This window comes from Xanthomonas arboricola pv. guizotiae (genome assembly GCF_002940205.1).
Classification (GTDB): domain Bacteria; phylum Pseudomonadota; class Gammaproteobacteria; order Xanthomonadales; family Xanthomonadaceae; genus Xanthomonas; species Xanthomonas arboricola_C.
The window spans coordinates 1-20,725 of the sequence record NZ_MDSK01000049.1 but is presented as its reverse complement, the minus strand read 5'-3'; the positions used below and the strand labels follow the sequence as shown (position 1 = coordinate 20,725).

Below are 20,725 nucleotides of genomic sequence, written 5' to 3'. Positions count from 1 at the left end.
CGGAAACCTTGGCCGGTTTGCACTTTGTTGTCTTCACGATTCTGATGCTTGGAAATGCAGCCACGCTCTTTCAAAGTTCATAACACGCTCTAATCGTTCTAGCCGCTCTAGCGATTCCAACAGGAGCGATCAACAGGATGATGCCCAAGGCGAGAATGTAGCTGATGCCGCAGGCTCCACAAGCCATTCAGATAGCGGCTCGCCATTTAATTCCCTACCAAGGCGCCCACGCAAGAAAGCTACAGACCTAACAAACGCACTGAATAATTCAAATTACATTCCTCATGAGCTACAAATTTATGCAGAAGCCGCTTTGCAGGCCGCAAAAACTGGAAGTTCAGAGGCTATAACGAGCTTGGATTCAACGAACAAGTATTGCTTGGCAAACGCCTATAACAGTCGGTTTTCGGGACTTCACCTCAGTTGTCATGACTCAGCCCAGGCATTCTTCTCGGAATTTATGACTACTGATAAACCAGCTTGGCGATCTGTAGTTCGCTTGTCTCCTCAAAGCCTACATCACGCGGCAATTGACGTCAGAATTGAAAATGGGAAGCGGACAATGTTGGTAATCGAGCCGGCCCTTGCCTATGGCATGCAGGATGGGAAAATACAGATGCTGGCCGGTTATGAGCTTCTTGGTAGGAACGTTAAGAGCTGCCTTGGTGAAAATGGTGAAAATGGTGATATGGCAGTCATTCAGCTGGGGGCTCAAAAATCACGCGTTGATTGCATTATTTTTTCGCTTAATCTTGCTCTGTCTGCCTATCAAAAAGACAGCATCTTTGATGATTTGCATGGAAAACTTAGAAGAAATGTTCGATGCTTTCCATCATGGGAAGAAAAGTCTACATTGCATAAGGGCATTGAAATTGTGGATGGTGATAAATTCTTGCCACCCGTATTTTATAAGCACTCACATTCGAGAGCGACTGTAGACGAGTATTCATCAAATCAGCCTGAAAATTCTGATAGGAACGTGAGTACTGGAAGTACCAATCCAAGTGAAACTCTTTCCGAAAGAGTACGTAATTTTCGCGTCGAAAGAGGAAATCTGAGTTATAGCATGTCTATTGAAGCTTCTCGGTTGAGAAAGATAAGGAAAGCCATTGAATCGTAAGGTGCCAATTGACACTATGAACCGCCCCGGGAACCCGGAGGCTCCATTACTTGAGAAGATGGAGCCATGAGCAGAGCAAGCAAGTTTTCCCCCAGAGGTCCGGGAGCGATCGGTGAAGATGGTGCTGGAGCACCAGGGCGGGTACGCGTCGCAGTGGTCGGCGATCGTGTCGGTGTCAGCCAAGGTGGGCTGTACGGCCGAGACGTTGCGCGGCTGGATCCGGCAGTACGAACGTGATGCCGGCAAGCGCGAGGGCGTGACGACAGCCGAGAAGGAGCGCATCAGGTTGCTTGAGCGCGAGGTGCGCGAGCTGCGCCAGGCCAACGAGATCCTGCGTAAGGCGTCGGCGTATTTTGCCCAGGCGGAGCTCGACCGCCCCTTCAAGCGATGAAGCGCTTCATCGACGACCATCGCGACGTTCACAGGGTCGAGCCGATCTGCAAGGTGTTGCCGATCACCCCGTCGACGTACTACGCGCACGCGGCCCGAAAGTCCGATCCTGGGTTGCGCTCGGCAAGGGCCAAGACGGACGAGGCGTTGATGCCTGAAATCAGGCGTGTGTGGGACGAGAACTTCCAGGTCTATGGCGTGCGTAAGCTCTGGCGGCAGATGATGCAGACCGACCTGGTGCTCGATGCGCTCGAGCAGGCGCTGCATGCGAGGAAGCCGGTCGGACCGGATCGTTTGATCCACCACAGCGACCGGAGCGTGCAGTAAGTCTCGATCCGCTACACCGAGCGGCTCGCCGAGGCCGGCCTGGAGCCCTCGGTGGGCAGTGTGGGCGACTCGTATGACAACGCACTGGCCGAGACCATCAACGGCCTGTACAAGGCCGAGGTGATCCACCGCAAGTCGTCCTGGCGCACGCGCGAGGAGGTCGAGTGGGCCATGCTCACCTGGGTCGATTGGTTCAACAATCGCCGCTTGCTTGAGCCGATCGGCAGCATCCCACCGGCCGAGGCCGAAGCCAACTATTATTCCAAACACAAGCAACCCAGCGAGTCCGCCATGTCGGCATGACTCAAACCAAGGAGTCTCCGGGAAAAGCGGGGCGGTTCAAACCCCTACCGACCCTCGAGTTGGAAGAGGAGGAAGGGCAAGGCGTTGGCGCGAAGATGGCCGTGAGCGACGCGCTTCAAGACCTCATCGGCCGCCTCGCCGAGCGGTTGCACACCGAGGCCGACACGGTCGTAGCGCAGGCGCAGGCGCGGTTCCAGGCGCAGCTGCAGGAGCGCACCCAAGCGCTGGAGCAGGCCCGACACGAGGCTGACTCGCTCACGACGCAGTTGCAGCGCTGCGAGACCGCACTGCAGGCCGAAAGCGAGGCGAGCGACGCCGCCAGGAGGGCCGGCAGGAATCTGTGAAAAAATTCTTTACTAACAGCAAGTTATCCCACTTTTGGCTGTTTTTTACACGAATCCCTGCCGACCTCTCGTAGCGGGCATCCAGTGCCTCGATCGCCTGCACAACATCGACGGCATGACTGCGCTGACGCAGCTGGCGTGCCCGCCATGCGGCGCGCTCTGACTCGCCCCAGGGCTGTCGTGGAGTGCCGATCGGATACGCCATGCGTTCTGTCATTACCGGTGCCGTCCCGTGAAAGACGGCCAGGGTAAGCGCTACGTGCCAGGCGGTCCATTCGGCGCCAGCCCCGATGATGGTGACGACCTGCAAGGTCCGGCCCGGTGATCACCGGATTTTCGAATCCGGTGGTCGACAAGCCTCCATGCGATAGCACTGGCAGCTGCGATGCCGTGACGAGGCCGTCGTTGGGGCCTGCACCCTTCGCTGATCCGGCTGCCGCGTTGGATCGCTGCAAAGGCCAGCCGACGAAGCGTCCTGCAATGGCATCCCAAACCTTCCAGCGCACGCCTGAGGGGCCCACTCCCGGCTGCCGATCCTGAAGCAGTGGATGCAAATCCTGCAGTCGCCGGGTGAGCACATCGGAAAATCGGGACATATTTCCCCGCAATCGATCGCATGAGTACGGGAACGAATGAAAAAACTTCCGGCATCCTGGTGATGCATTGCACGTCATGATTTTCGTCAGCGTGTGGCCAGCCGAGGCAGAGCGCACACACCTCGAAAAACGCACTCGACTGCAATCGATTGTTACAGCCGCGCTACTGAGGCGGCGGACGCGTCTGTAAAAACGACGCAGGCCCTGCACGTTGCGTGCGGGGCCTGCAGTCTGCTGCAAGAACGGCGCGCCGGATGCGCGCCGCACGCTCGCTCAGACGGCCTCTTCCTGAGGTTTGGCCTGCTTGGAACGCCCACCCTTGCTGCCGATCCGCGACATATGATCGCGATCGCGGCTCACGGCCTGACCACCCTTGCGGCCAGCTTCGCGTGCCTCGTCGCTTGTGAATTCATGCGCGTTACCGCTGGCATGCGCTGCCTTGCCACCGCTGCTCGCCAACACGCGGCGCTTTTCGGGATCCAATGCGGCAAAACCCCGCCGGCTACGAGTACTGCTTTGTCCGTCTTCCACTGTGCCTCCTCTCGATGCGTCGATCACGCCACTGGTGGGAGGGGTAACGCAACTATCGTGCCAGCCGTAGAGCCATGCGAGACGGCACCAAGCTCCACAATGCAGGAAAAAACAGCTGCGCTCGCTGTGCAAATCTTGCACTCCTGCCATGCGCCGGCCGAAGATTCGCGGTCGATCCATCGGTAGCGCTACCAAGCGGTCCGCACGAGCGGACGCATTGTGCAGCCGTCGCCGGTACACCCAGGCTGCAGCAGGGTGTGGTCAATCAATGTCCTGTCCTGCCCTGTCCCACGCGCCAGCGAACCGGAACCAGCAGCAGCGAGCGATGCTGCCAGCTATCCAGCGCTGCTCACGCAGCAGGTCACCGCTTGCTCGACGCGACCTTTCACCGGTACTGCAGGCGCGTCGCGTCGCAACAGGCGCGCCGCGTGTTCGCACGCCGTGTTGCGCGTCGAGGCGATGAAGATGAAGTGCGTGGATCGTCGCGCGGGACTCAGCACATCGCGCTTACCCCGCCGCCTGCTCCACCAGCAGCATGCCGAAGCGGTCGTCGCACTGCGCTGCCGCCTCGGATAAGGCAGCGCCCACCAGCAGCAAGGTCGGCAAACCCGGCAGCATGCCGGCGGCGGTGACACCCAGCTCACCCAGCGTGGTGAGCCGGCGTTGCTGCTCGGGCCGGCTGGCGGCCTGCACGATGGCCGCCGGCGTGCTGGCCGGCAGATGCGCCAGCAACGCGGTGGCCAAGGCATCGGCGCGGCGCAGGCCCATGTAGATGCCCAGCGTGGTGCCGCTGGCGGCCAGTGCGCCCCAGTTCGGCTCGCCGTGATCGTGGGTGTGCGCGGTGACGAAGGTGATGCCGTGGCAATGGCTGCGATGGGTCAGCGACACTTCCAGCGCGGATGCGGCGGCGAATGCGGCACTGACGCCGTTGATGATCTGCACGCCCACACCGGCGTGGCGCAGGAAGCTGATCTCCTCGCCCGCGCGCCCGAACAACAGCGCATCGCCGCCTTTGACGCGCACCACGCGCAAGCCCTGCAAGGCGTAGCGCCGCATCAGCCGGCAGATGAAGTCCTGCGGCGTCGAGCGGCAACCGCCACGCTTGCCGACCCGGATCACCCGCGCCTGCGGTGCGAGTTCGACGATCCGCGGGTTGGCCAGATCGTCCAGCAATACCACCTGCGCGGCAGCCAGTGCCTTGACCGCCTTGAGGGTGAGCAGGTCCAGATCGCCGGGGCCGGCGGACAACAACACCACATCACGTGCGCAGGAAGGAATGACTGACATGAGCAGGTCTCGCAGTATGTGGCGGTCGGCACAGGCACTCAGGCGTGCCGGGATTGCCGGCACAGCCGGGTGAGTTGCGGAACACAGGAGCCGCAGACCGTGCCGCAGCCCAGCCGTTGCTTGAGCTGGTGCAGGTCGGCGCCGTCGTCGATGGCGGCATGGATCGCGGCAGTCGACACCTGCATGCAGCTGCAGACGATCGGGTCGTTGGGCGCGCCCTGCGTCTGCGCAAACACCGCCAGCCGCGGACCGCGCCAGGGCCGGCCTGCCAGTGCACTGCGCAGTAACGCCTGATTGGCCTCGCTGGGCTGCGCTGCGCTGAGCAGCAGGCCGTCGATATGGCTGTGGCCGTCCTGCATGCGCCAGCCGACACGACGCAGCAGCCCGCGGCGCAGGTCGTGGTACTCCAGCACGTCCGCGCCGGCCGGCAACTGCAATGCGGCGATCAGGCGATCGAGCCATTGCGCGCCCGGGGCGCGTTCGCAGGCCGCATGCAGCACCGCCCACTGCCCGCCGGCCTCGGCCAGCGGCTCGGCATGCAGCCGCAGCGATGCATAGCCGCAGTCGCGCAACAGCGGCTGCAGCGCCTGCTGCAAGGCGAGTGCATCGCCACGCCGGGCAGCGAGCAGGTGCCAGCCGAATACCGCTTTCTCCACCCGCACCGCCGCGTGCTTGAGTTCGGGCTGCTGCGCGCGCGCGTCCACCGCCGGGCTGCTCACTTCGTTGATGCCGCCGCTGGACAGGTGCTGCCCGCTCCAATGCATCGCGGCGAAGACGCTGCCCGAGCGCAGTTCGTCGGAGAGTTCCAGCGGCAGCACCAGCGCGCCGCGCTTGCTGGTGATCTGCACCAGTTCGCCGGCGACCAGGCCGCGCCGCGCTGCGTCGTCCGGATGCATGCGCAACGCCGGTTCGGGGCTATGCGCAAACGCTGCCGGCACGCGTCCGCTACGCGACATGCCATGCCATTGATCGCGCAGGCGGCCGGTCAGCAGCCGCATCGGAAAGCGGGCCGAGGTCGGCTCGGCCACCTTGCGATACGGCGTGGCGTGGAAGCGCGCGCGCCCGTTGCCGGTGGCGAACACGCCATCGCTGTAGCGCCGCGCCTGCCCGTGTGCGGCACCGGCAGGAAACGGCCACTGCTGCGGCCCGTCATCCAGCAGCGGGTAATCCAGCCCGCCGATATCCAGATCGCGCCCCACCGTCAACCCGCGATGCTCGTCGAAGATCTGCGCGGTGCTGTCGAACCCGAACAGACCTGCGCAGCCGGCAGGTGCAAGACGTGCTTCGAGCCGGCGTGCCACTTCGCGGGCGATCCACCAGTCCGCACGCGCCTGGCCCGGCGCGTCCACCGCCTTGCGCACGCGGGTGATGCGGCGCTCGGAGTTGGTCACGGTCCCCTCTTTCTCACCCCAACTGGCGGCCGGCAACAGCACGTCGGCATATGGCACGGTGTTGGTGCCGGAGAACGCGTCCTGCACGATCACCAGTTCGGCCTGTTCCAGTGCGGCGCGAATGCCAGCCAGCTCCGGCATCGAATGCACGGGGTTGGTGCAGACGATCCACACCGCCTTCAAGGTGCCCGCACGCAGGTGCTCGAACAACTGCACCGCCGGTGCGCCGGCCGTGGCGCTCAGGCGACCGGCGGGCAGATGCCATAGGCGTTCCAGTTCCGCGCGGTCGTCGGCATTGCCGATCTCCCGATGCGCCGCCAGCATCGTCGCCATGCCGCCGACCTCGCGCCCGCCCATCGCATTGGGCTGGCCGGTCAACGAAAACGGTCCTGCCCCCGGCTTGCCGATCTGCCCCGTCGCCAGATGTAGATTGATCAAGGCCAGATTCTTGTCGGTGCCATGGGCGGATTGATTCAAGCCCATGCAATACAGCGACAGCGCCGCCGGGCTGCGCCCGAACCACTCGGCCGCCTGCACCAGGTCTTCGTGCGAGATACCGCAGATCTCGGCGCTCATGCGCGGGGTGTATTCGCGCAGCATGTGCTTGAGGGCGTCGAAATCCTCGGTATGCGCCGCAACGAAGCGCGCATCCACCAGACCCTCCCAGATCAGGTGATGCAGCATGCCGTTGAACAGGGCGACGTCGGTCCCGGGTTCGATCGCCAGGTGCAGGTCGGCCAGGGCCGCGGTGTCGGTGCGGCGCGGATCGATCACGATCCAGCGAATGGCGGGATTTCTCGCCCGCGCCTCTTCCAGCCGGCGAAACAGCACCGGATGCGCATACGCCATGTTGCTGCCGGCAAACAGTACCGTCTGTGCCAGTTCCAGATCCGCGTAACAGGTGGGCGGGCCATCGGCGCCCAGCGCCAGCTTGTAGGCGGTGACCGCGCTGGACATGCACAGGCGCGAGTTGGTGTCGATGTTGTTGGTGCCCAGCAGGCCCTTGGCGAGCTTGTTGAAGACGTAATAGTCCTCGGTCAGCAGCTGCCCCGAGAGATAGAACGCCACCGCGTCCGCGCCGTGCTCCTCGACGATCGCCGCCAGCGTGCCGGCGACGTGGTCGAGCGCCTGATCCCAGCTCACCGCCGCCCGCGGCGCCTGCCGATGACGACGCAGCTCCGGCGCGAGTACGCGCCCCTGCGTACTGGCGGCGGTCTGCGGCAAGGCCAGGCCCTTGCTGCACAGACGGCCATGATTGGCCGGATGCAGCGGGTCACCTTGGATGCCGACGATGCGTTCGCCATGTGCGTCGTGCTCGCTGTGGATCAGCACCCCGCAGCCGACGCCGCAGTAGCAGCAGGTCGACCGGGTGATGCGATGCATCGGTGCAGACGCGTGCGGCTGTGCAGCCGCGCCGATCAACGCTTGCTGCTGGCCGTCGCTCATGCGGACGGCTCGGCGACGGCATCCGGCTGCGATACCGGCTGCAGCACGATCCATACCGCATCGGCTTCCACCTTGACCGGGTAACGCGGCGCGCAGCCCACATCCGGTGCGCAGGCCTGGCCGCTTTGCAGTGCAATGGCCCAGCCATGCAACGGGCAGGTCACGGTGTCGCCAGCGACAATCCCTTGCGACAACGGCCCGCCCTTATGCGGGCAACGGTCGCGTAGCGCGAATACCTGATCGCCGGCGGTGCGGAACAAGGCGATCGGCGCAATGCCGTCGATCTCGAGTACGCGCGCACCCAATGCAGGCAGCTCCTGCAGCGCGCACACGCGAATCCATGCGGCCTGTTGCATGCTCATTCCTCCACCGTTGCGGCCGGCGCGGCGATGCGCAAGGGTTGGTATTCCTGCCGGCGTTCGCCGGCGATACGCGCCTTCCACGGGTCGACCAGGCCTTCCAGCGAGTACAGCAGGCGTTCGTACAAGGCGCGCCGGTTGGCTGCGTCATCCACCACTTGTGCGCGGATGTAATCCAGCCCCACCCGTGCGATGTAGTGTACGGTGCGATCCAGGTAGTACGCCTGCTCGCGATACAGCTGCAGGAACGCACCGGTGTATTCGCGCACCTCTTCGGCGGTGCTCACCTTGACCAGGAAGCGCGCGACCTCGGTCTTGATGCCGCCATTACCGCCGACATGCAGCTCCCACCCCGAGTCCACCGCAATGATGCCCACGTCCTTGATGCCGGATTCGGCGCAGTTGCGGGGGCAGCCGGACACCGCCAGCTTCACCTTGTGCGGACTCCACATATTGGCCAGAATGGTTTCCAGGTCGATGCCCATCTGCGTGCTGTTCTGGGTGCCGAAGCGACAGAACTCGCTGCCCACGCAGGTCTTCACGGTGCGGATCGACTTGCCGTACGCATGCCCGGAGGGCATGCCCAGATCGCGCCAGACATCGACCAGATCTTCCTTCCTGACCCCGAGCAGGTCGATGCGCTGGCCGCCGGTCACCTTGACCATCGGCACTGCGTATTTGTCGGCGACATCGGCGATGCGGCGCAGCTCGCCGGCATTGGTCACCCCGCCCTTCATCTGCGGAATCACCGAGAAGGTGCCGTCCTTCTGGATGTTGGCGTGCGCACGCTCGTTGATGAAACGCGATTGCGGATCGTCGATGGCCTCGTGCGGCCAGCTCGACAACATGTAGTAGTTGATCGCCGGCCGGCAGCTGGCGCAGCCGTTGGGCGTGCGCCATTCCATGAAGGCATAGGCCTGCGCATGGGTCAGCAGCTTGTGCTCGCGAATGGCGCGCCGCACATCGCCATGGCTCAGATCGGTACAGGCGCAGACCGCCTTGGTTTTCGGTGTTTCCTGGAAGTTGGAGCCCAGGCAGTTCATCAGGATCTGCTCGACCAGGCCGGTACACGACCCGCAGGAACTGGCGGCCTTGGTGTGCTTCTTCACCTCGTCGACGGTGAACAACCCCTGCTCGCTGATGGCTTTGACAATCGTGCCCTTGCACACGCCGTTGCAGCCGCAGACCTCGTCGCTGGCGGCCATCGCACTGGCACGGTCCTGCCCGCCGGTGCCGGCATCGCCCAGCGCGCTTTCGCCGAAGATCAACTGATCGCGCTGCGCCTGGATCGGTGTACCGTCCTTGAGCAGTTTGAAGTACCAGCCGCCATCGCTGGTGTCGCCATACAGGCAGGCGCCCACCAGCACATCGTCACGGATCACCAGCTTCTTGTAGACGCCACCTGCCGGGTCGGACAGCACGATCTCATCGCAGCCATCGCCGCCCATGAAATCGCCGGCGGAAAACAGATCGATCCCGGTGACCTTGAGCTTGGTCGATGCCACCGAACCGCGATAGATGCCGATGCCGAACTGCGCCAGATGGTTCGCACACACCTTGGCCTGCTCGAACAATGGCGCGACCAGCCCATAGGCAATGCCGCGATGGTTTGCGCACTCGCCCACGGCATACACGCGTGGATCGAAGCTCTGCAGGCTGTCGTTGACCACGATGCCGCGCGAGCAATGGATCCCGGCTTGTTCGGCCAGGCGCGTGTTCGGGCGAATGCCCGCCGCCATCACCACCAGATCGGCCGGGATCTCGCTGCCATCGGCAAACTTCACCCCGATCACCTCGCCCTGCGCATTGCCCAGCAGCGCACTGGTGGCGGTACTCAGCCTGAACTCCAGCCCGCGTGCACGCAGGGCCTGCTGCAGCAGATTGCCGGCCACCGGATCGAGCTGGCGTTCCAGCAACCATCCGGCCAGGTGCACCACCGTCACGTCCATCCCACGCAGCTTCAGGCCATTGGCCGCTTCCAGGCCGAGCAGACCGCCACCGATCACCACCGCGTAGCGCCTGCTGCGCGCGGTCTCGATCATCGTGCGCGTGTCCTGGATATCGCGGTAGCCGATCACGCCCTTCAGTTCGTTACCGGGTATCGGCAACACGAACGGTACCGAACCGGTGGCGATCAATAGTCGGTCGTATTCCGCCTCGGTGCCATCGGCGGCGATCACGCGGCGACGCACCCGATCGATGCGGGTGACTTCCTTGTTCAGATGCAAGCGGATGCCGTTGTCCTGATACCACTGCAACGGATTGAGCACGATATCGTCGAACTCCTGCTCGCCGGCCAACACCGGCGACAGCAGGATGCGGTTGTAGTTGGGATGCGGCTCGGCCCCGAACACGGTGATCTGGTACATGCCCGGCATCAGCTTGAGCAGTTCCTCCACGGTGCGGATGCCGGCCATGCCATTGCCGATGACGACGAGTCTGGGTTGCTTCATTGCCTGGATTCCTGTCGACATGTCAGACCCGCGCCGCGCCGGCGCTGGACCATTCGCTACGCCACTGCGCCTTGACCCCGGCCAGCAACGCCCAACCACCGAGCGCGAACGCAGCGAACAGCCACATGCCCATCGCATAGCTGCCGGTGTGCTGCTTGAGCACGCCCAGGCCCGCAGCCAGCGCAAACCCGCCGATGCCGCCGGCCATGCCGATCAAGCCGGTCATCACGCCGATGTCCTGCGCAAACCGCTGCGGCACCAGCTGGAACACCGCGCCATTGCCGGCGCCCAGGCACAGCAGGGTCAGCACGAACAAGGCCAGCGTCACCATTGCCCCGCCTGCGCCGAAGCCTGCGATGCCCACCAGCGCAGCCACCAGCAGATAGACCGTGAGCAAGGCGCGTGTGCCGCCAATGCGGTCCGCAATCACACCGCCCAACGGACGCATCACCGACCCCGCCAACACGCAGGCAGCCGTCGCCCACCCTGCAGTGCGCGCATCGAAGCCGAACTGGTCGTGGAAGTAGCCGGGCAATGCACTGGCAAACCCGGAAAAACCGCCAAAGGTCACCGAATAGAAAAACATGAAACGCCAGGCATCGCGGTTGGCCACCAGCACGCGGCCATAGTCGGACCAGTGCTTGCGCGCGACCGCGACGGGCGCCTCTTTCGCAATCAGGACGAATACGATCAGCGTCAGCAGCAACGGGATGCACGCCAGTCCGAACACGTTCTGGTAACCGAACGCCAACGCCAGCATCGGGGCGAACAATGCCGCCAGCACGGTGCCGGAATTGCCCGCCCCGGCAATCCCCATCGCAGTGCCCTGATGCTCGGGCGGATACCAGCGCGAGGCCAGCGGCAGCGCAACCGCGAACGAGGCGCCGGCAATGCCGAGCAACACGCCCAGCAATAACACCTGCCCCATGCTGTGCACGCCGAACTGCCAGGCACCGAACAACGATGCGATCACCGCAAGTTGTGCGACAACGCCCGCGCGCTTGGCACCGATACGGTCGGCCAGCATGCCCAACACCAGCCGCAGCACCGCGCCGCACAGGATCGGCACCGCCACCATCAAGGCGCGCTGCTGCGTGTCCAGCCCCAGCGATTGCGCGATCGGCACCTGCAGCGGACCGAGCAGATACCACACCATGAAACTCAGGTCGAAATACAGGAAGGACGCGAACAAGGTGGGCGTGTGCCCGGATCGCCAGAACGAGCGCTGCATAGAGACCTCTTCGAATGCGATGGCCAAAAAAAAACGGCGCCCCTCCGGTAAAACCGGAAGGACGCCGTTGTCCTGGATGCCTGCGGATCGCCTTTGATCCGCTGCATCGTGTGCGTGTTGTTGCAGGTACGCCGTTGTGCCTGCACGTGAGTACTACGCAATCAACGTGCCAACTTGCTCAGCCGAGCATCAGGACGCTGCAAGTCATTGAAAAATAGTGTTTTGGATGCAGCGCGTCCGATGTCACGACAGCCTGCCGACACGCCAGTGCAGCTCACCGTTCCCGTCTCTCGTGCAGCCTTGCACCAACAGCGTGCACCCTCTATCGCAGGCTCTGTCGCTTGGCATGACTAACAGCGCCCAACAAAGCGACTGCGCGGCTGGTGCTCGGAGGCCTCATCTAGGACACGTGCATACCGATCAACTATCTAGGTCAAGAGCCGTGTTAGGCGAGCGCGCGGTGCCCTCGCCGCTCGCGGGACACGCCGTGAATCCATCCCTGGAAGCTCGGTGGCGGCATCCTGCCGCCACACGGTCCCGCACTCGGCGAAGACACCGCACCAGAGATTTTGCTGGTTGCTTTGAGAAGAGCTACGCACACCGACCATCTCGACTGGTCCTTGCCCGCCCACCGTCGCGGGACCTTACGCGGCATGGATGCCGCGTAAGAGCCTACAGGGACGTACTTGCGGCGTGTCCTGCGATGGTGGGCAGGCAAGGGCCCTGCAACCAAGCCGCAGACCACATGCCTCGCGCCGTTGCCGTCGCCTCGGCTTCTGTCCGCAAGATCCAATGCATCCAGTCTCATCCAGCGCACCCTAGCCTGACTTGCCGCCTGATGCGCTCGGCATCCGGGCTCAGGGCGTATCGAGCAAGCGATTGCTGCGGTGGTCGTCCTCGGGGGAAACCACGCCCACGCGCGCGGCAGCGCGCCGATAGTTGTCCAGTCGATGGATGTCGCGCAGCCGCGCGATGTCGTCTTCCTGGATGTCGTGCCAGCCCCAGCGCTGGAACTGGGTCAGGAACCACTCGCCGTCCGACAGCCACGGCATGTTGACCGCGCCATGGCGATGAAAGGCCAGTGCCGTCCCATCGTTCGCATGTGCCTCCACTTCGACATCGACATCGACATCGGCATCCAGGCAGGCGGCCAGATGCGCGGCCGATACCCCGATATGCTGCGGTTCGGCCAGCCACTGCGCACATTGCGCGCGATTTGCCGGCTCAGCATCCAGCCAGCGGCAGGCATCCAGTACGCAGGCGGTCAGGCGTTCGCTCAACTCGGGTTGCAGCGCGGCGAATTCGCGTCGGCAGGCCAGCACTTTTTCCGGATGGCCGGCCCACAGCTCGCCACTGCGGATGACCCGACGACCGCTGCCCTGCGCCTGCGCGACCGCAGCCCACGGCTCGCCGGAGCAATAGCCATCGACCAGGCCACTGGCCAGGGCGTCCGGCATCTGCGGCGGCGGGATGCTGAGCACCTCCACGTCGCGCATCGGGTCCACGCCACCTGCCGCCAGCCAGTAATAGAGCCACAGCGCATGCGTGCCGGTCGGGAAGGTCTGCGCAAACACGGCGCGACGGCCCAGGCTGGCCAGCGCCCGCAGCAAGCTCTGCCCCTCTTCCAGGGCCTGCGCAAGCGCAGGCGCCAGCGTGATCGCCTGGCCGTTGTGATTGAGCGTCATCAACAGCGCCATCGGGCATTGCGGCCCGGCAATGCCCAGGTCGATCGCATACACCAGGCTGGCCAAGGCATGCGCCGCATCGACCTCGCCGGCCAGCAGACGGTCGCGCACGCCGGCCCAGGAGGCCTGCCGCCGCAGGTCCAACTGCAGCCCATGCACACGATCCAGGCCCAGCCGCTGCGCCGCGACCAGGGGCGCGCAATCGATCAGCGGCATGTAGGCCACGCGCAATACGGGGAGGTCGGCTTGGCTCATAGATTCATCCCAGCAACTCGGCCATGGCCACGATGCGTCGCGCCACTTCGGCCAGTTTGACGCCCTGCTTCATCGCCTGCTGGCGCAGCGCCGCGTAGGCATCGGCCTCGCTCAGGCCGCGTTTTTCCATCAGCAGGCCCTTGGCGCGATCGATCAGCTTGCGGTCCTGCAGTGCCTGCTGCACCTCGTCCAGGCGCTTGCGCATGCTGCTTTCCTGCGCAAACCGCGCAAGCGCCACCTGCACGATCGGCGCCAGCCGCGCCGGCGCCAGGCCATCGACCACATAGGCGGTGACGCCGGCGCCGACCGCCGCATGGATCAAGGCATCGTCGCCATCGCCGGAAAACATCACCACCGGCCGCGGCGCATGTGCATGCAGCATCGACAGTTGCTCCAGGGTATCGCGCGAGGGCGAGTCGACATCGATCACCACCACATCCGGCTGCTGGCGCTGCACCGCATGCAGCAGCGCACCGACCGAGGCCACATCGTCTAGCACCGTGTAACCGGCACGCGTCAATGCCTGACGCAGTTCGCCGATCGGCTTTTCGGTATCGTTGACCAGCAAGACACGCATTGGCGGCAGCGAGGCGTGGACGTGGCCTGATGGTGCCATGCAACATGCCGTCGGTGCGAGCCATCCTTTCGGAGTACGTCTGATGCCGTTGTTCCCGCTGTTCGCAAACCTGCAGGCACGTGCCGTGCTGGTCATCGGTGGTGGCGAGGTCGCCACGCGCAAGGTGCTGGCGCTGCGCAAGGCCGGCGCGCAGATCCGCCTGTATGCGCACGCGCTCTCGCCCGAACTGGCGGAACAGCTGCAGGCCGGCCGTTTCGAACAACTGCGCGGCGAGTTCGATCCCGCCTGGATCGACGACGTCTGGCTGGTGGTCGCCGCCACCGACGATGGCGAGTTGAATCAACGCGTCGCCGCTGCCGCCGGTGCGCGTCGGCGCCTGGTCAATGTGGTGGACGATGCGGAGTTGTCGACCTATCAGGTGCCGGCCATCGTGGATCGCGACCCGCTGGTCATCGCCATTTCCTCTGCCGGTGCCGCACCGATGCTGGCGCGCCGCCTGCGCGAACGGCTGGAACGCGAACTGGATGTCTCGGTCGGCCGCTTCGCCGGCATGTTCGCGCGTCACCGCGAGCGCATCCGCAGCCGGTTCCCCGACATGAACCGGCGCCGGCGCTGGTTCGACCGCGTCATCGACGGCGACGTGCCGCTGCTGCTGCAGGCCGGCAACGACGACGCAGCCGAAAGCGCCTTCATCGCGGCACTGGACGATGCCGGCGCGGTACCGGCGCGCGGCAGCGTGCAACTGGTCGGCACCGGCCCGGGCGATCCCGGCCTGCTCACCATCAAGGCGCTGCGTGCGATGAATCTGGCCGACGTCCTGCTGATCGGCGACGACATCCCGGATGCAGTGCTGGAACTGGCGCGGCGCGATGCCTCACGCCGCGCCTTGCCGCAACAGACCGACGCCCAACGGCATCTGCTGCTGCAACTGGCCGCAGAAGGCCTGCACGTGGTCGCGTTGCGCAGCGGCGCCGGCTACAACGATGCCGATGCTGCAGCCATCGAAGCGGTGCTGCGGGCGCGCGGCCTGGCCTGCGATCGGGTGCCCGGCATTGCTACGGGTCTTGAAAAAATCAACGCATGAGCGCTGCGCGTGTGCGCCTACGGCACGTCAGGCTTTCGGAAAGCGCTTGCGCGCACTGTCGCGCACATCGATATCGAAGGTCACCTGCAACGCCGTCGGTCCAGCATGGCCAGCACCGGCATCGAAGCTGAAGCGCAATCCCTCGCGGCTGGGCAATTGCCGTGCATGTCGTTCCAGCGCATCGCGCGGCACCGACAACTGCCAATGCTCGGCGGTGCAAGTGCAGGCCGCGTCACCATCGCTCAGGCTGACGCTGTGGCGCAGCAGTCGCACGCCCTGCCCGCTCGGCAAGCGGCTCAGATTCTCGACCGTGCGCCCGGCAAGCAAGTCGGCCAGTTCGGCTTCGTCGATGCGGAAGCGCAGCTGCTGGGCTTCAAGCTGGATTTTCATGAATGAGCTGCCTCCACTGCTCGGGCGTATTGCAATTGACGAACGCGGCGCGTTCGCTGGCGGTGACAGCCACGCGATGGCAGTGCAGCGCAGCCTGCAGGGCGCGCAGCGAGCGTGACGAACCGGGGCCGGCCATCAGCGCAGTGAGCGCCTCACGCACCACGGCATCCACGGACAGGCGCATCGGCAGCATCTGGTCTTCAAAGGTAACGCAGCGCCGATGCGGTGGCGCCAGCAGCCGGTCCAGCAATGACCGGGACAGCAGCGGCATGTCGACCGGCACCACCACCAGTGTCGTTGCATCGGCGAGCTGATCGATCACGCTGGCCAGGCCGCCAAGCGGCCCCAGGTCCGGCTGCGCGTCGGCAATCCCGGCATAGTCCGGACGATCGCCGCTGATCACCACATCGTGCGCGCCGGCATCGCGCAGCAAGGCCTGCATCTGCTCCAGCAATGGACGGCCGCGCCACTGCAGCAGCGCCTTGTCCTGCCCCATCCGCGAGGAACGGCCGCCGGCCAGCACCACACCCGTCCATGCAGGCCTCACGCTCATGCCGCCTGCCCGCCGGCACTGCCTGGCACGACATGCAAGTGCGGGCTCATGGCGCAAGCGCCGGTGCAGCCGGCTGCAGATGGCCCAGCCCGAACACCTGCGCCGTCGTACCGGGCGCGGCGCCTTCGTCCTGCGGTTCCACTACCGCCCACGCATTGGCCTGCAACAACGGCGCCACGCGGAACGACTCCTGCTGCGACAGGATCTGCACGCAGAGCGCTCCGGCAGCGCTGCAGGTCAAGTGTGCGCGCAGGTGCTGCCGCCACGGCGGGCGTGCCTGCATCGGCATTTCCAGCGCCACCTGCAAGCCACGCTCGGCCGGCATGCCAAGCAAACCGCGCAGCGCCGGCTCGACGAAAAAGCGCAGCCCGGCAGCGCTGGCCATCGGATTGCCCGGCAAGCCGACATACAGCGCGCCGTCTGCGAAGCGCGCCAGCAACACCGGCTTGCCCGGCCGCACCGCAACCTTGTGGAACAGCACCGCCGCACCATGCCGTGCCAGGGCATCGGGCACGAAATCGTAGCGACCGCGCGACACCGCACCGGTGCTCAGAATCACCTCGGCGCCCGCATCGCGCGCCTGCGCAAGCGCCAGATCGAAGCCGGCATCGTCATCGCCCACCCGTCCATGCCAGACCAGTTCGGCACCGGCTGCACGCAGCTGGCTGAGCAGATAGCTGCTGGTGCCATCGCGAATCTGGCCAGGCCGCAACGGCTGCGCCGGATCGCCGATCAACTCGCGGCCGGTCGCAATCAGCGCCACACGCGGCCTCCGCACCACCTGCACCCGCGCACAGCCCAATCCGGCCAACAGCATCAGGTGCGCGGCGCGCAGTATGGTGCCGGCCTCGATCACGCGGTCGTGCAAGGCCACATCTTCCCCACGTCGACGAATATGCTGACCGGCGCGGAGATCGGCGCGCAGCCGGATGCGGCCGCGCTGCGCGCCATCGTGCGCCAGCACGTCCACCTGTTCGATCGGCACCACGGCATCGGCACCGGCAGGCAAGCCGGCGCCGGTCATGATTTCCCACGCACTGCCAGCCGTAATGCCACCTACATCTTCGCCTGCGGCAACGCTGCCACCGATCACATGTTCGCTTCCGGCGATCGCGCCACGGCCGGCGGTGACCAACGCAAATCCATCCATCGCGCTATTGTCGAACGCCGGCAACTCGGCCGGGCTCGACAACGCCTGCGCAAGCACCCGTCCCTCGGCATCGGCGCTGTCCACCCACTCGCCGGCAAGCACGGCGATCTGCCGATGGACAATCGCAAGTGCGTCGGCGTAGCTGATCATGAGCAAGGCACGGTCGACCGGTGGATGACCTGGCTAGGATACCGGCCCCCGACGCGGCCGGTACAGGCGCAGCGATCGCGGCATCATCGCATCCTGCTGCATGCGCGCCCTCGTCTCGACCAGGGCGCACGTCGCTTGAAGCCGCTAGAACGCAGCGCCTACACGGCAGATCGCACAGTGGCACCCAGTTCCCCACGGTATTCATGCCGCATGCAACTCGTCGACCTTGTGGGCTGGCTCGCCAGCGCTGTCCTGATTGCACCTTGATCCGCCAGATCTACAAGCAATGGCGCTCGGATGCGGCACAGGGCGTGTCGCGCTGGCTGTTCATCGGCCAGATCAGCGCCTCGGTGCTGTTCATCCTCTACAGCCACCTGGTCGGCAATGCCGTGTTTATCGTCAGCAACGTGCTGATCCTGCTGACCGCCCTCACCGGGCATGTGCTGCACCGGATCAAGCAGCGTCGGATGGAGCGACACGCGGGCAGTATCGGTTAGCGCTGCCGCGTTATTTTGCGCTTTTCTTCGCCAGCTTGCGCGGCTTGGCGGGTGCGATTGACTTGCTGGCGGCAGGCCGCGTGGCGGCCTTCTTCGCCGCGGTCTTGGGCGTTTTCTTCGTCGTGGACTTGCGTGCCGGGCTTGCCTTCGCCACGGCCCGCTTCCGTGGCCCGGGCACAGCCTTGGCCTGCGCTGCTGGCTCGGCTACCGCTTCGGGCACACGCACGCTGATCCAGGTCGGCGCATGATCGCTGGCCTTTTCCAGTGCACGTACCCACTTGTCCACGCCGGCGTCCTGCAGCCCGGGCGCCAGGGTGCGATTGAGCAGCAAGTGGTCGATGCGCAAGCCGCGATCGCGGGCAAAATGCCGGCGAAAATAATCCCAGAAGGTGTAGATCGGCGTTTCGCCGTGCACTGCCAGCAGGCTGTCGGTCCAGCCCTGCCCGAGCAGGGTCTGGTACGCCTGACGACTCTCCGGCTGCAGCAACGCATCCTTGCGCCAGCCCTTGGGGTCGTAGATGTCGGCATCGGTCGGCACCACGTTGAAATCGCCGATCAGTGCTATCGGGTGCGGCAGGTCCACCAGCGTCCTGGCGTGCCGGATCAGGCGTTGAAACCACGCCAGCTTGTAGTCGAACTTCGGCCCGGGCTGCGGATTGCCATTGGGCAGATACAGGCAGGCCACCACCACCCCGTGAATTGCAGCTTCCAGATAGCGGCTCTGCGTATCGCCGCGGTCCCACGGCAGCCCACGACGGATTTCCACCGGGTCGGCGCCGCGCGCCAGCAATGCCACGCCGTTCCACGACTTCTCGCCTTGCCAGATCACGCCGTAGCCGGCATCGCGGATCGCCTGTTCCGGAAAGGCATCCTGCGTGGCTTTCAATTCCTGCAGGCCGACGATATCCGGTTGCTCGCGCTGTAGCCATTCCAGCAGATGCGGCAGCCGGCTAGTGATGCCATTGACGTTGAATGTCGCGATCTTGCGGGTGGTGGCGGACATGGGTGAGCGACCAGGCATGCGTAGCTGCGCAGCATCGCCGCCGTGGCATTAAGCAGATGCTCAAGCGAGGTGAAGCTCTGTTGGATATCTGCGCACGCGCTCACGCCTCGCAAACCATCAGCCTCCGTAGGCTGGCCCCACTACTCATTGTTGGAGATCGCATGCGACAGTCCGCGCTCTGGATTGCCCTGCTGTGCGCCGGCTGCTCGCGCAGCCCGCCTTCGGTTACCCCACCGGGCGCGCCTGAAAGCGCCAAGACCAATGTGCTGGAAGCCGGTGCCAGGGTCCTGCAACCGACCGGGCCGGTCGGCAAGCTCGCGCCATCAACCTGTTAACGCACCGATTCACCCAGGCGCGCCTCACCACACTGCAACCCGACAACGCCGCGCCGACACCAGGTGGCCTGCAGCGCCCAGCGCGACGCATGCCCATCGCCAGCGACCAGCTCCGCCACCCCACGCAGGATGCGTCGCTGCACATTGGCATCGCAGCACGCATCCAGGATCTGGTGCGGCTCGGCCCGGATGATCAGGCGACGCATCCGCTTCATGGGGTCTTCAACAGCGGCACCCTGTGTTGCCGGCAATCCAGGCATGCCTCAGCGTCCGGCAGCCTCGCTGCCGGCCTGCAGCGTCTTGGCAGCCGCCAGATGCTCGGCGACATGGCTGCGCGTGGTCTGCAGATGCGCCAGCACCTGTGCCGTCTTGGTCACAGGAATCAACTGCTTGTCCAGCGCCGCCAGTGCGTCGGTGTGGTCCTTGACCATTGCCTTGGCGTAGGCGGCTTCGAAGGCCTTGCCGTCGAGCTTCTGCAACATCGCCAGTTTGGTCTTGCCCTTGCTCGTCTGCGCCTTGGCAGGGGCAGCAGACAGGTCCGGCGACCACTTGGCCAGCTTCTGATTGTTGTCGGTATGCTCCTTGACCATCTGCACCGCATAGTCGCGCACGCCACCTTGCACCTGCTTCTGCAGTGCGAGATTGGCTGCATCGATTTCACTGGTGTTGATGGCGCTCAAGGTGCCCAGTGCCTCACGCTCCTTCGCGCTCGGGGCGCTATTGCCCGCCTGTTGCTGCGTGGTGGCGGGCATGTCGGCCTGCGTTGCATTCTGCGCATGCGCAGCAGTGGCGATACCTAGACACAGGGTCAGCGCCGCAAACGTCGGGTGACATACTTTCACGTGAATCTCCAGCCAGAAGGTGTGCCTGCATGCTGGACCTCGTCGCGTAACCCGATCGTCGTACCGGTGTCGATAGACGGAGAGGAAACGGTGCTGCACCTCAGTGCGCTTCACATGGAGTGAAGGTGGTATGGCGTCCTTGTCCGCGCCGCAACATACAGGCCGGTGCGTTGCGAAACCGGCCTCTGTTACGACGGAACATGGTTCGGACGTCAGACTGCTTTGGAATACCCAGCATTCAGCACCGCCGGTGCTGCGATCAAGCACCGTACGCATATGCTTCAGAGCCCCATCTGCCACCGGCAGCGCGCACGGCGGGCGTGACGGTGTATTAGGTGTTCAGTCCCGGCATTAGATGGATCGGGTCCACCTTGAACCGCTCGGGTTCGGATGTCCACTGCTTGCAGATGAACTCGTACGGCGTCA

At 64.7% G+C, this 20,725-nt stretch carries 15 protein-coding genes, 6 pseudogenes and 1 other annotated feature; of the genes and pseudogenes, 6 read left to right on the top strand and 15 right to left on the bottom strand.

The features are described from left to right. The 3 genes and pseudogenes from xopJ to XarbCFBP7408_RS20290 all read left to right on the top strand — a co-directional run. The coding region (gene xopJ / locus XarbCFBP7408_RS20300; protein ID WP_308673856.1) for a YopJ family type III secretion system effector XopJ at nucleotides 1–1,120 on the top strand (1,120 nt) is incomplete at its 5' end. Nucleotides 1,121–1,238: 118 nt separating this feature from the next. Continuing rightward, nucleotides 1,239–2,140 (top strand): annotated as a pseudogene (locus XarbCFBP7408_RS20295) (transposase). Next, nucleotides 1,466–1,582, top strand: a sequence feature (AL1L pseudoknot). (Overlaps the previous pseudogene by 117 nt.) Nucleotides 2,141–2,196: 56 nt before the next feature. Next, nucleotides 2,197–2,463 (top strand): annotated as a pseudogene (locus tag XarbCFBP7408_RS20290) (DNA-binding protein); the annotation flags it as partial. An 85-nt stretch (nucleotides 2,464–2,548) separates the two neighbouring features. Here the strand turns inward: XarbCFBP7408_RS20290 and XarbCFBP7408_RS23280 are convergent. The 9 genes and pseudogenes from XarbCFBP7408_RS23280 to XarbCFBP7408_RS20245 all read right to left on the bottom strand — a co-directional run. Continuing rightward, a pseudogene (locus XarbCFBP7408_RS23280) lies at nucleotides 2,549–2,701 on the bottom strand (peptidase); the annotation flags it as partial. Between the two features lie 652 nt (nucleotides 2,702–3,353). Then, nucleotides 3,354–3,611: a KGG domain-containing protein gene (locus XarbCFBP7408_RS20280; protein WP_024940389.1), complete on the bottom strand. Its 258-nt coding sequence runs from the start codon at nucleotides 3,609–3,611 to the stop codon at nucleotides 3,354–3,356. A gap of 507 nt (nucleotides 3,612–4,118) precedes the next feature. Next, entirely contained in the window at nucleotides 4,119–4,868 is a 750-nt protein-coding gene (gene cobA, locus XarbCFBP7408_RS20275; protein ID WP_181107040.1) for a uroporphyrinogen-III C-methyltransferase, read from the bottom strand. Between the two features lie 68 nt (nucleotides 4,869–4,936). Beyond that, nucleotides 4,937–7,735, bottom strand: a complete 2,799-nt coding sequence (locus XarbCFBP7408_RS20270; protein ID WP_181107036.1) for a nitrate reductase — start codon at nucleotides 7,733–7,735, stop codon at nucleotides 4,937–4,939. Next, entirely contained in the window at nucleotides 7,732–8,097 is a 366-nt protein-coding gene (gene nirD / locus XarbCFBP7408_RS20265) for a nitrite reductase small subunit NirD (RefSeq protein ID WP_181107038.1), read from the bottom strand. The genes XarbCFBP7408_RS20270 and nirD overlap by 4 nt, the downstream gene beginning before the upstream one ends. Beyond that, a complete protein-coding gene (nirB, locus tag XarbCFBP7408_RS20260) occupies nucleotides 8,094–10,511 on the bottom strand; it encodes a nitrite reductase large subunit NirB (RefSeq protein WP_258072246.1) in 2,418 nt (805 codons plus the stop codon). The genes nirD and nirB overlap by 4 nt, the downstream gene beginning before the upstream one ends. 58 nt (nucleotides 10,512–10,569) lie before the next feature. Beyond that, on the bottom strand, nucleotides 10,570–11,739 hold the full coding sequence (locus XarbCFBP7408_RS20255; protein ID WP_181107041.1) for a nitrate/nitrite transporter: 1,170 nt from the start codon (nucleotides 11,737–11,739) through the stop codon (nucleotides 10,570–10,572). Between the two features lie 896 nt (nucleotides 11,740–12,635). Further along, nucleotides 12,636–13,718 (bottom strand): CmpA/NrtA family ABC transporter substrate-binding protein, encoded by a 1,083-nt coding sequence (locus XarbCFBP7408_RS20250; protein WP_104564472.1) that lies wholly within the window; start codon nucleotides 13,716–13,718, stop codon nucleotides 12,636–12,638. 4 nt (nucleotides 13,719–13,722) lie between these two features. Next, on the bottom strand, nucleotides 13,723–14,295 hold the full coding sequence (locus XarbCFBP7408_RS20245) for an ANTAR domain-containing response regulator (protein WP_104564471.1): 573 nt from the start codon (nucleotides 14,293–14,295) through the stop codon (nucleotides 13,723–13,725). Nucleotides 14,296–14,377: 82 nt separating this feature from the next. On the opposite strand from XarbCFBP7408_RS20245, the gene XarbCFBP7408_RS20240 reads away from it, so the two are divergent. Next, the gene (locus XarbCFBP7408_RS20240; protein ID WP_104564470.1) at nucleotides 14,378–15,379 is read left to right on the top strand and encodes an NAD(P)-dependent oxidoreductase; all 1,002 of its coding nucleotides are present in this window, start codon (nucleotides 14,378–14,380) and stop codon (nucleotides 15,377–15,379) included. A 27-nt stretch (nucleotides 15,380–15,406) separates the two neighbouring features. Here XarbCFBP7408_RS20240 and XarbCFBP7408_RS20235 read toward each other — a convergent pair whose 3' ends face one another. The 3 genes from XarbCFBP7408_RS20235 to XarbCFBP7408_RS20225 are packed head-to-tail and all read right to left on the bottom strand — an operon-like array spanning nucleotide 15,407 to nucleotide 17,622. After that, nucleotides 15,407–15,769 carry a hypothetical protein gene (locus XarbCFBP7408_RS20235; protein WP_104564469.1) on the bottom strand — a complete coding sequence of 121 codons (363 nt, stop codon included), beginning with the start codon at nucleotides 15,767–15,769 and terminating at the stop codon, nucleotides 15,407–15,409. Beyond that, the gene (locus tag XarbCFBP7408_RS20230; RefSeq protein ID WP_104564468.1) at nucleotides 15,753–16,322 is read right to left on the bottom strand and encodes a molybdenum cofactor guanylyltransferase; all 570 of its coding nucleotides are present in this window, start codon (nucleotides 16,320–16,322) and stop codon (nucleotides 15,753–15,755) included. Before XarbCFBP7408_RS20230 ends, XarbCFBP7408_RS20235 begins: the two co-directional genes overlap by 17 nt. 46 nt (nucleotides 16,323–16,368) lie before the next feature. Then, nucleotides 16,369–17,622, bottom strand: a complete 1,254-nt coding sequence (locus XarbCFBP7408_RS20225; RefSeq protein WP_104564467.1) for a molybdopterin molybdotransferase MoeA — start codon at nucleotides 17,620–17,622, stop codon at nucleotides 16,369–16,371. 210 nt (nucleotides 17,623–17,832) lie between these two features. Here XarbCFBP7408_RS20225 and XarbCFBP7408_RS20220 point away from each other — a divergent pair. Beyond that, nucleotides 17,833–18,119: pseudogene (locus XarbCFBP7408_RS20220) on the top strand (hypothetical protein). Nucleotides 18,120–18,129: 10 nt separating this feature from the next. Here the strand turns inward: XarbCFBP7408_RS20220 and xth are convergent. Then, the gene (gene xth / locus XarbCFBP7408_RS20215; protein WP_104564466.1) at nucleotides 18,130–19,122 is read right to left on the bottom strand and encodes an exodeoxyribonuclease III; all 993 of its coding nucleotides are present in this window, start codon (nucleotides 19,120–19,122) and stop codon (nucleotides 18,130–18,132) included. 146 nt (nucleotides 19,123–19,268) lie between these two features. Here xth and XarbCFBP7408_RS20210 point away from each other — a divergent pair. After that, nucleotides 19,269–19,439 (top strand): annotated as a pseudogene (locus tag XarbCFBP7408_RS20210) (DUF1264 domain-containing protein); the annotation flags it as partial. 17 nt (nucleotides 19,440–19,456) lie between these two features. On the opposite strand, the pseudogene XarbCFBP7408_RS20205 reads toward XarbCFBP7408_RS20210, so the two are convergent. Both XarbCFBP7408_RS20205 and XarbCFBP7408_RS20200 read right to left on the bottom strand, forming a co-directional pair. Continuing rightward, a pseudogene (locus XarbCFBP7408_RS20205) lies at nucleotides 19,457–19,717 on the bottom strand (hypothetical protein); the annotation flags it as partial. 3 nt (nucleotides 19,718–19,720) lie between these two features. Beyond that, nucleotides 19,721–20,299: a DUF4142 domain-containing protein gene (locus XarbCFBP7408_RS20200; protein WP_258072244.1), complete on the bottom strand. Its 579-nt coding sequence runs from the start codon at nucleotides 20,297–20,299 to the stop codon at nucleotides 19,721–19,723. Nucleotides 20,300–20,725 lie beyond the last annotated feature (426 nt).

Excerpts from the sequence above, each read along its gene's own strand:
- XarbCFBP7408_RS20225 (WP_104564467.1), bottom strand. The coding sequence starts at position 17,622 with ATGATCAGCTACGCCGACGCACTTGCGATTGTCCATCGGCAGATCGCC.
- xth (WP_104564466.1), bottom strand. The coding sequence starts at position 19,122 with ATGTCCGCCACCACCCGCAAGATCGCGACATTCAACGTCAATGGCATC.
- nirD (WP_181107038.1), bottom strand. The coding sequence starts at position 8,097 with ATGAGCATGCAACAGGCCGCATGGATTCGCGTGTGCGCGCTGCAGGAG.
- XarbCFBP7408_RS20250 (WP_104564472.1), bottom strand. The coding sequence starts at position 13,718 with ATGAGCCAAGCCGACCTCCCCGTATTGCGCGTGGCCTACATGCCGCTG.
- XarbCFBP7408_RS20270 (WP_181107036.1), bottom strand. The coding sequence starts at position 7,735 with ATGAGCGACGGCCAGCAGCAAGCGTTGATCGGCGCGGCTGCACAGCCG.
- XarbCFBP7408_RS20245 (WP_104564471.1), bottom strand. The coding sequence starts at position 14,295 with ATGCGTGTCTTGCTGGTCAACGATACCGAAAAGCCGATCGGCGAACTG.
- XarbCFBP7408_RS20235 (WP_104564469.1), bottom strand. The coding sequence starts at position 15,769 with ATGAAAATCCAGCTTGAAGCCCAGCAGCTGCGCTTCCGCATCGACGAA.
- XarbCFBP7408_RS20240 (WP_104564470.1), top strand. The coding sequence starts at position 14,378 with ATGCCGTTGTTCCCGCTGTTCGCAAACCTGCAGGCACGTGCCGTGCTG.
- nirB (WP_258072246.1), bottom strand. The coding sequence starts at position 10,511 with ATGGCCGGCATCCGCACCGTGGAGGAACTGCTCAAGCTGATGCCGGGC.
- XarbCFBP7408_RS20230 (WP_104564468.1), bottom strand. The coding sequence starts at position 16,322 with ATGAGCGTGAGGCCTGCATGGACGGGTGTGGTGCTGGCCGGCGGCCGT.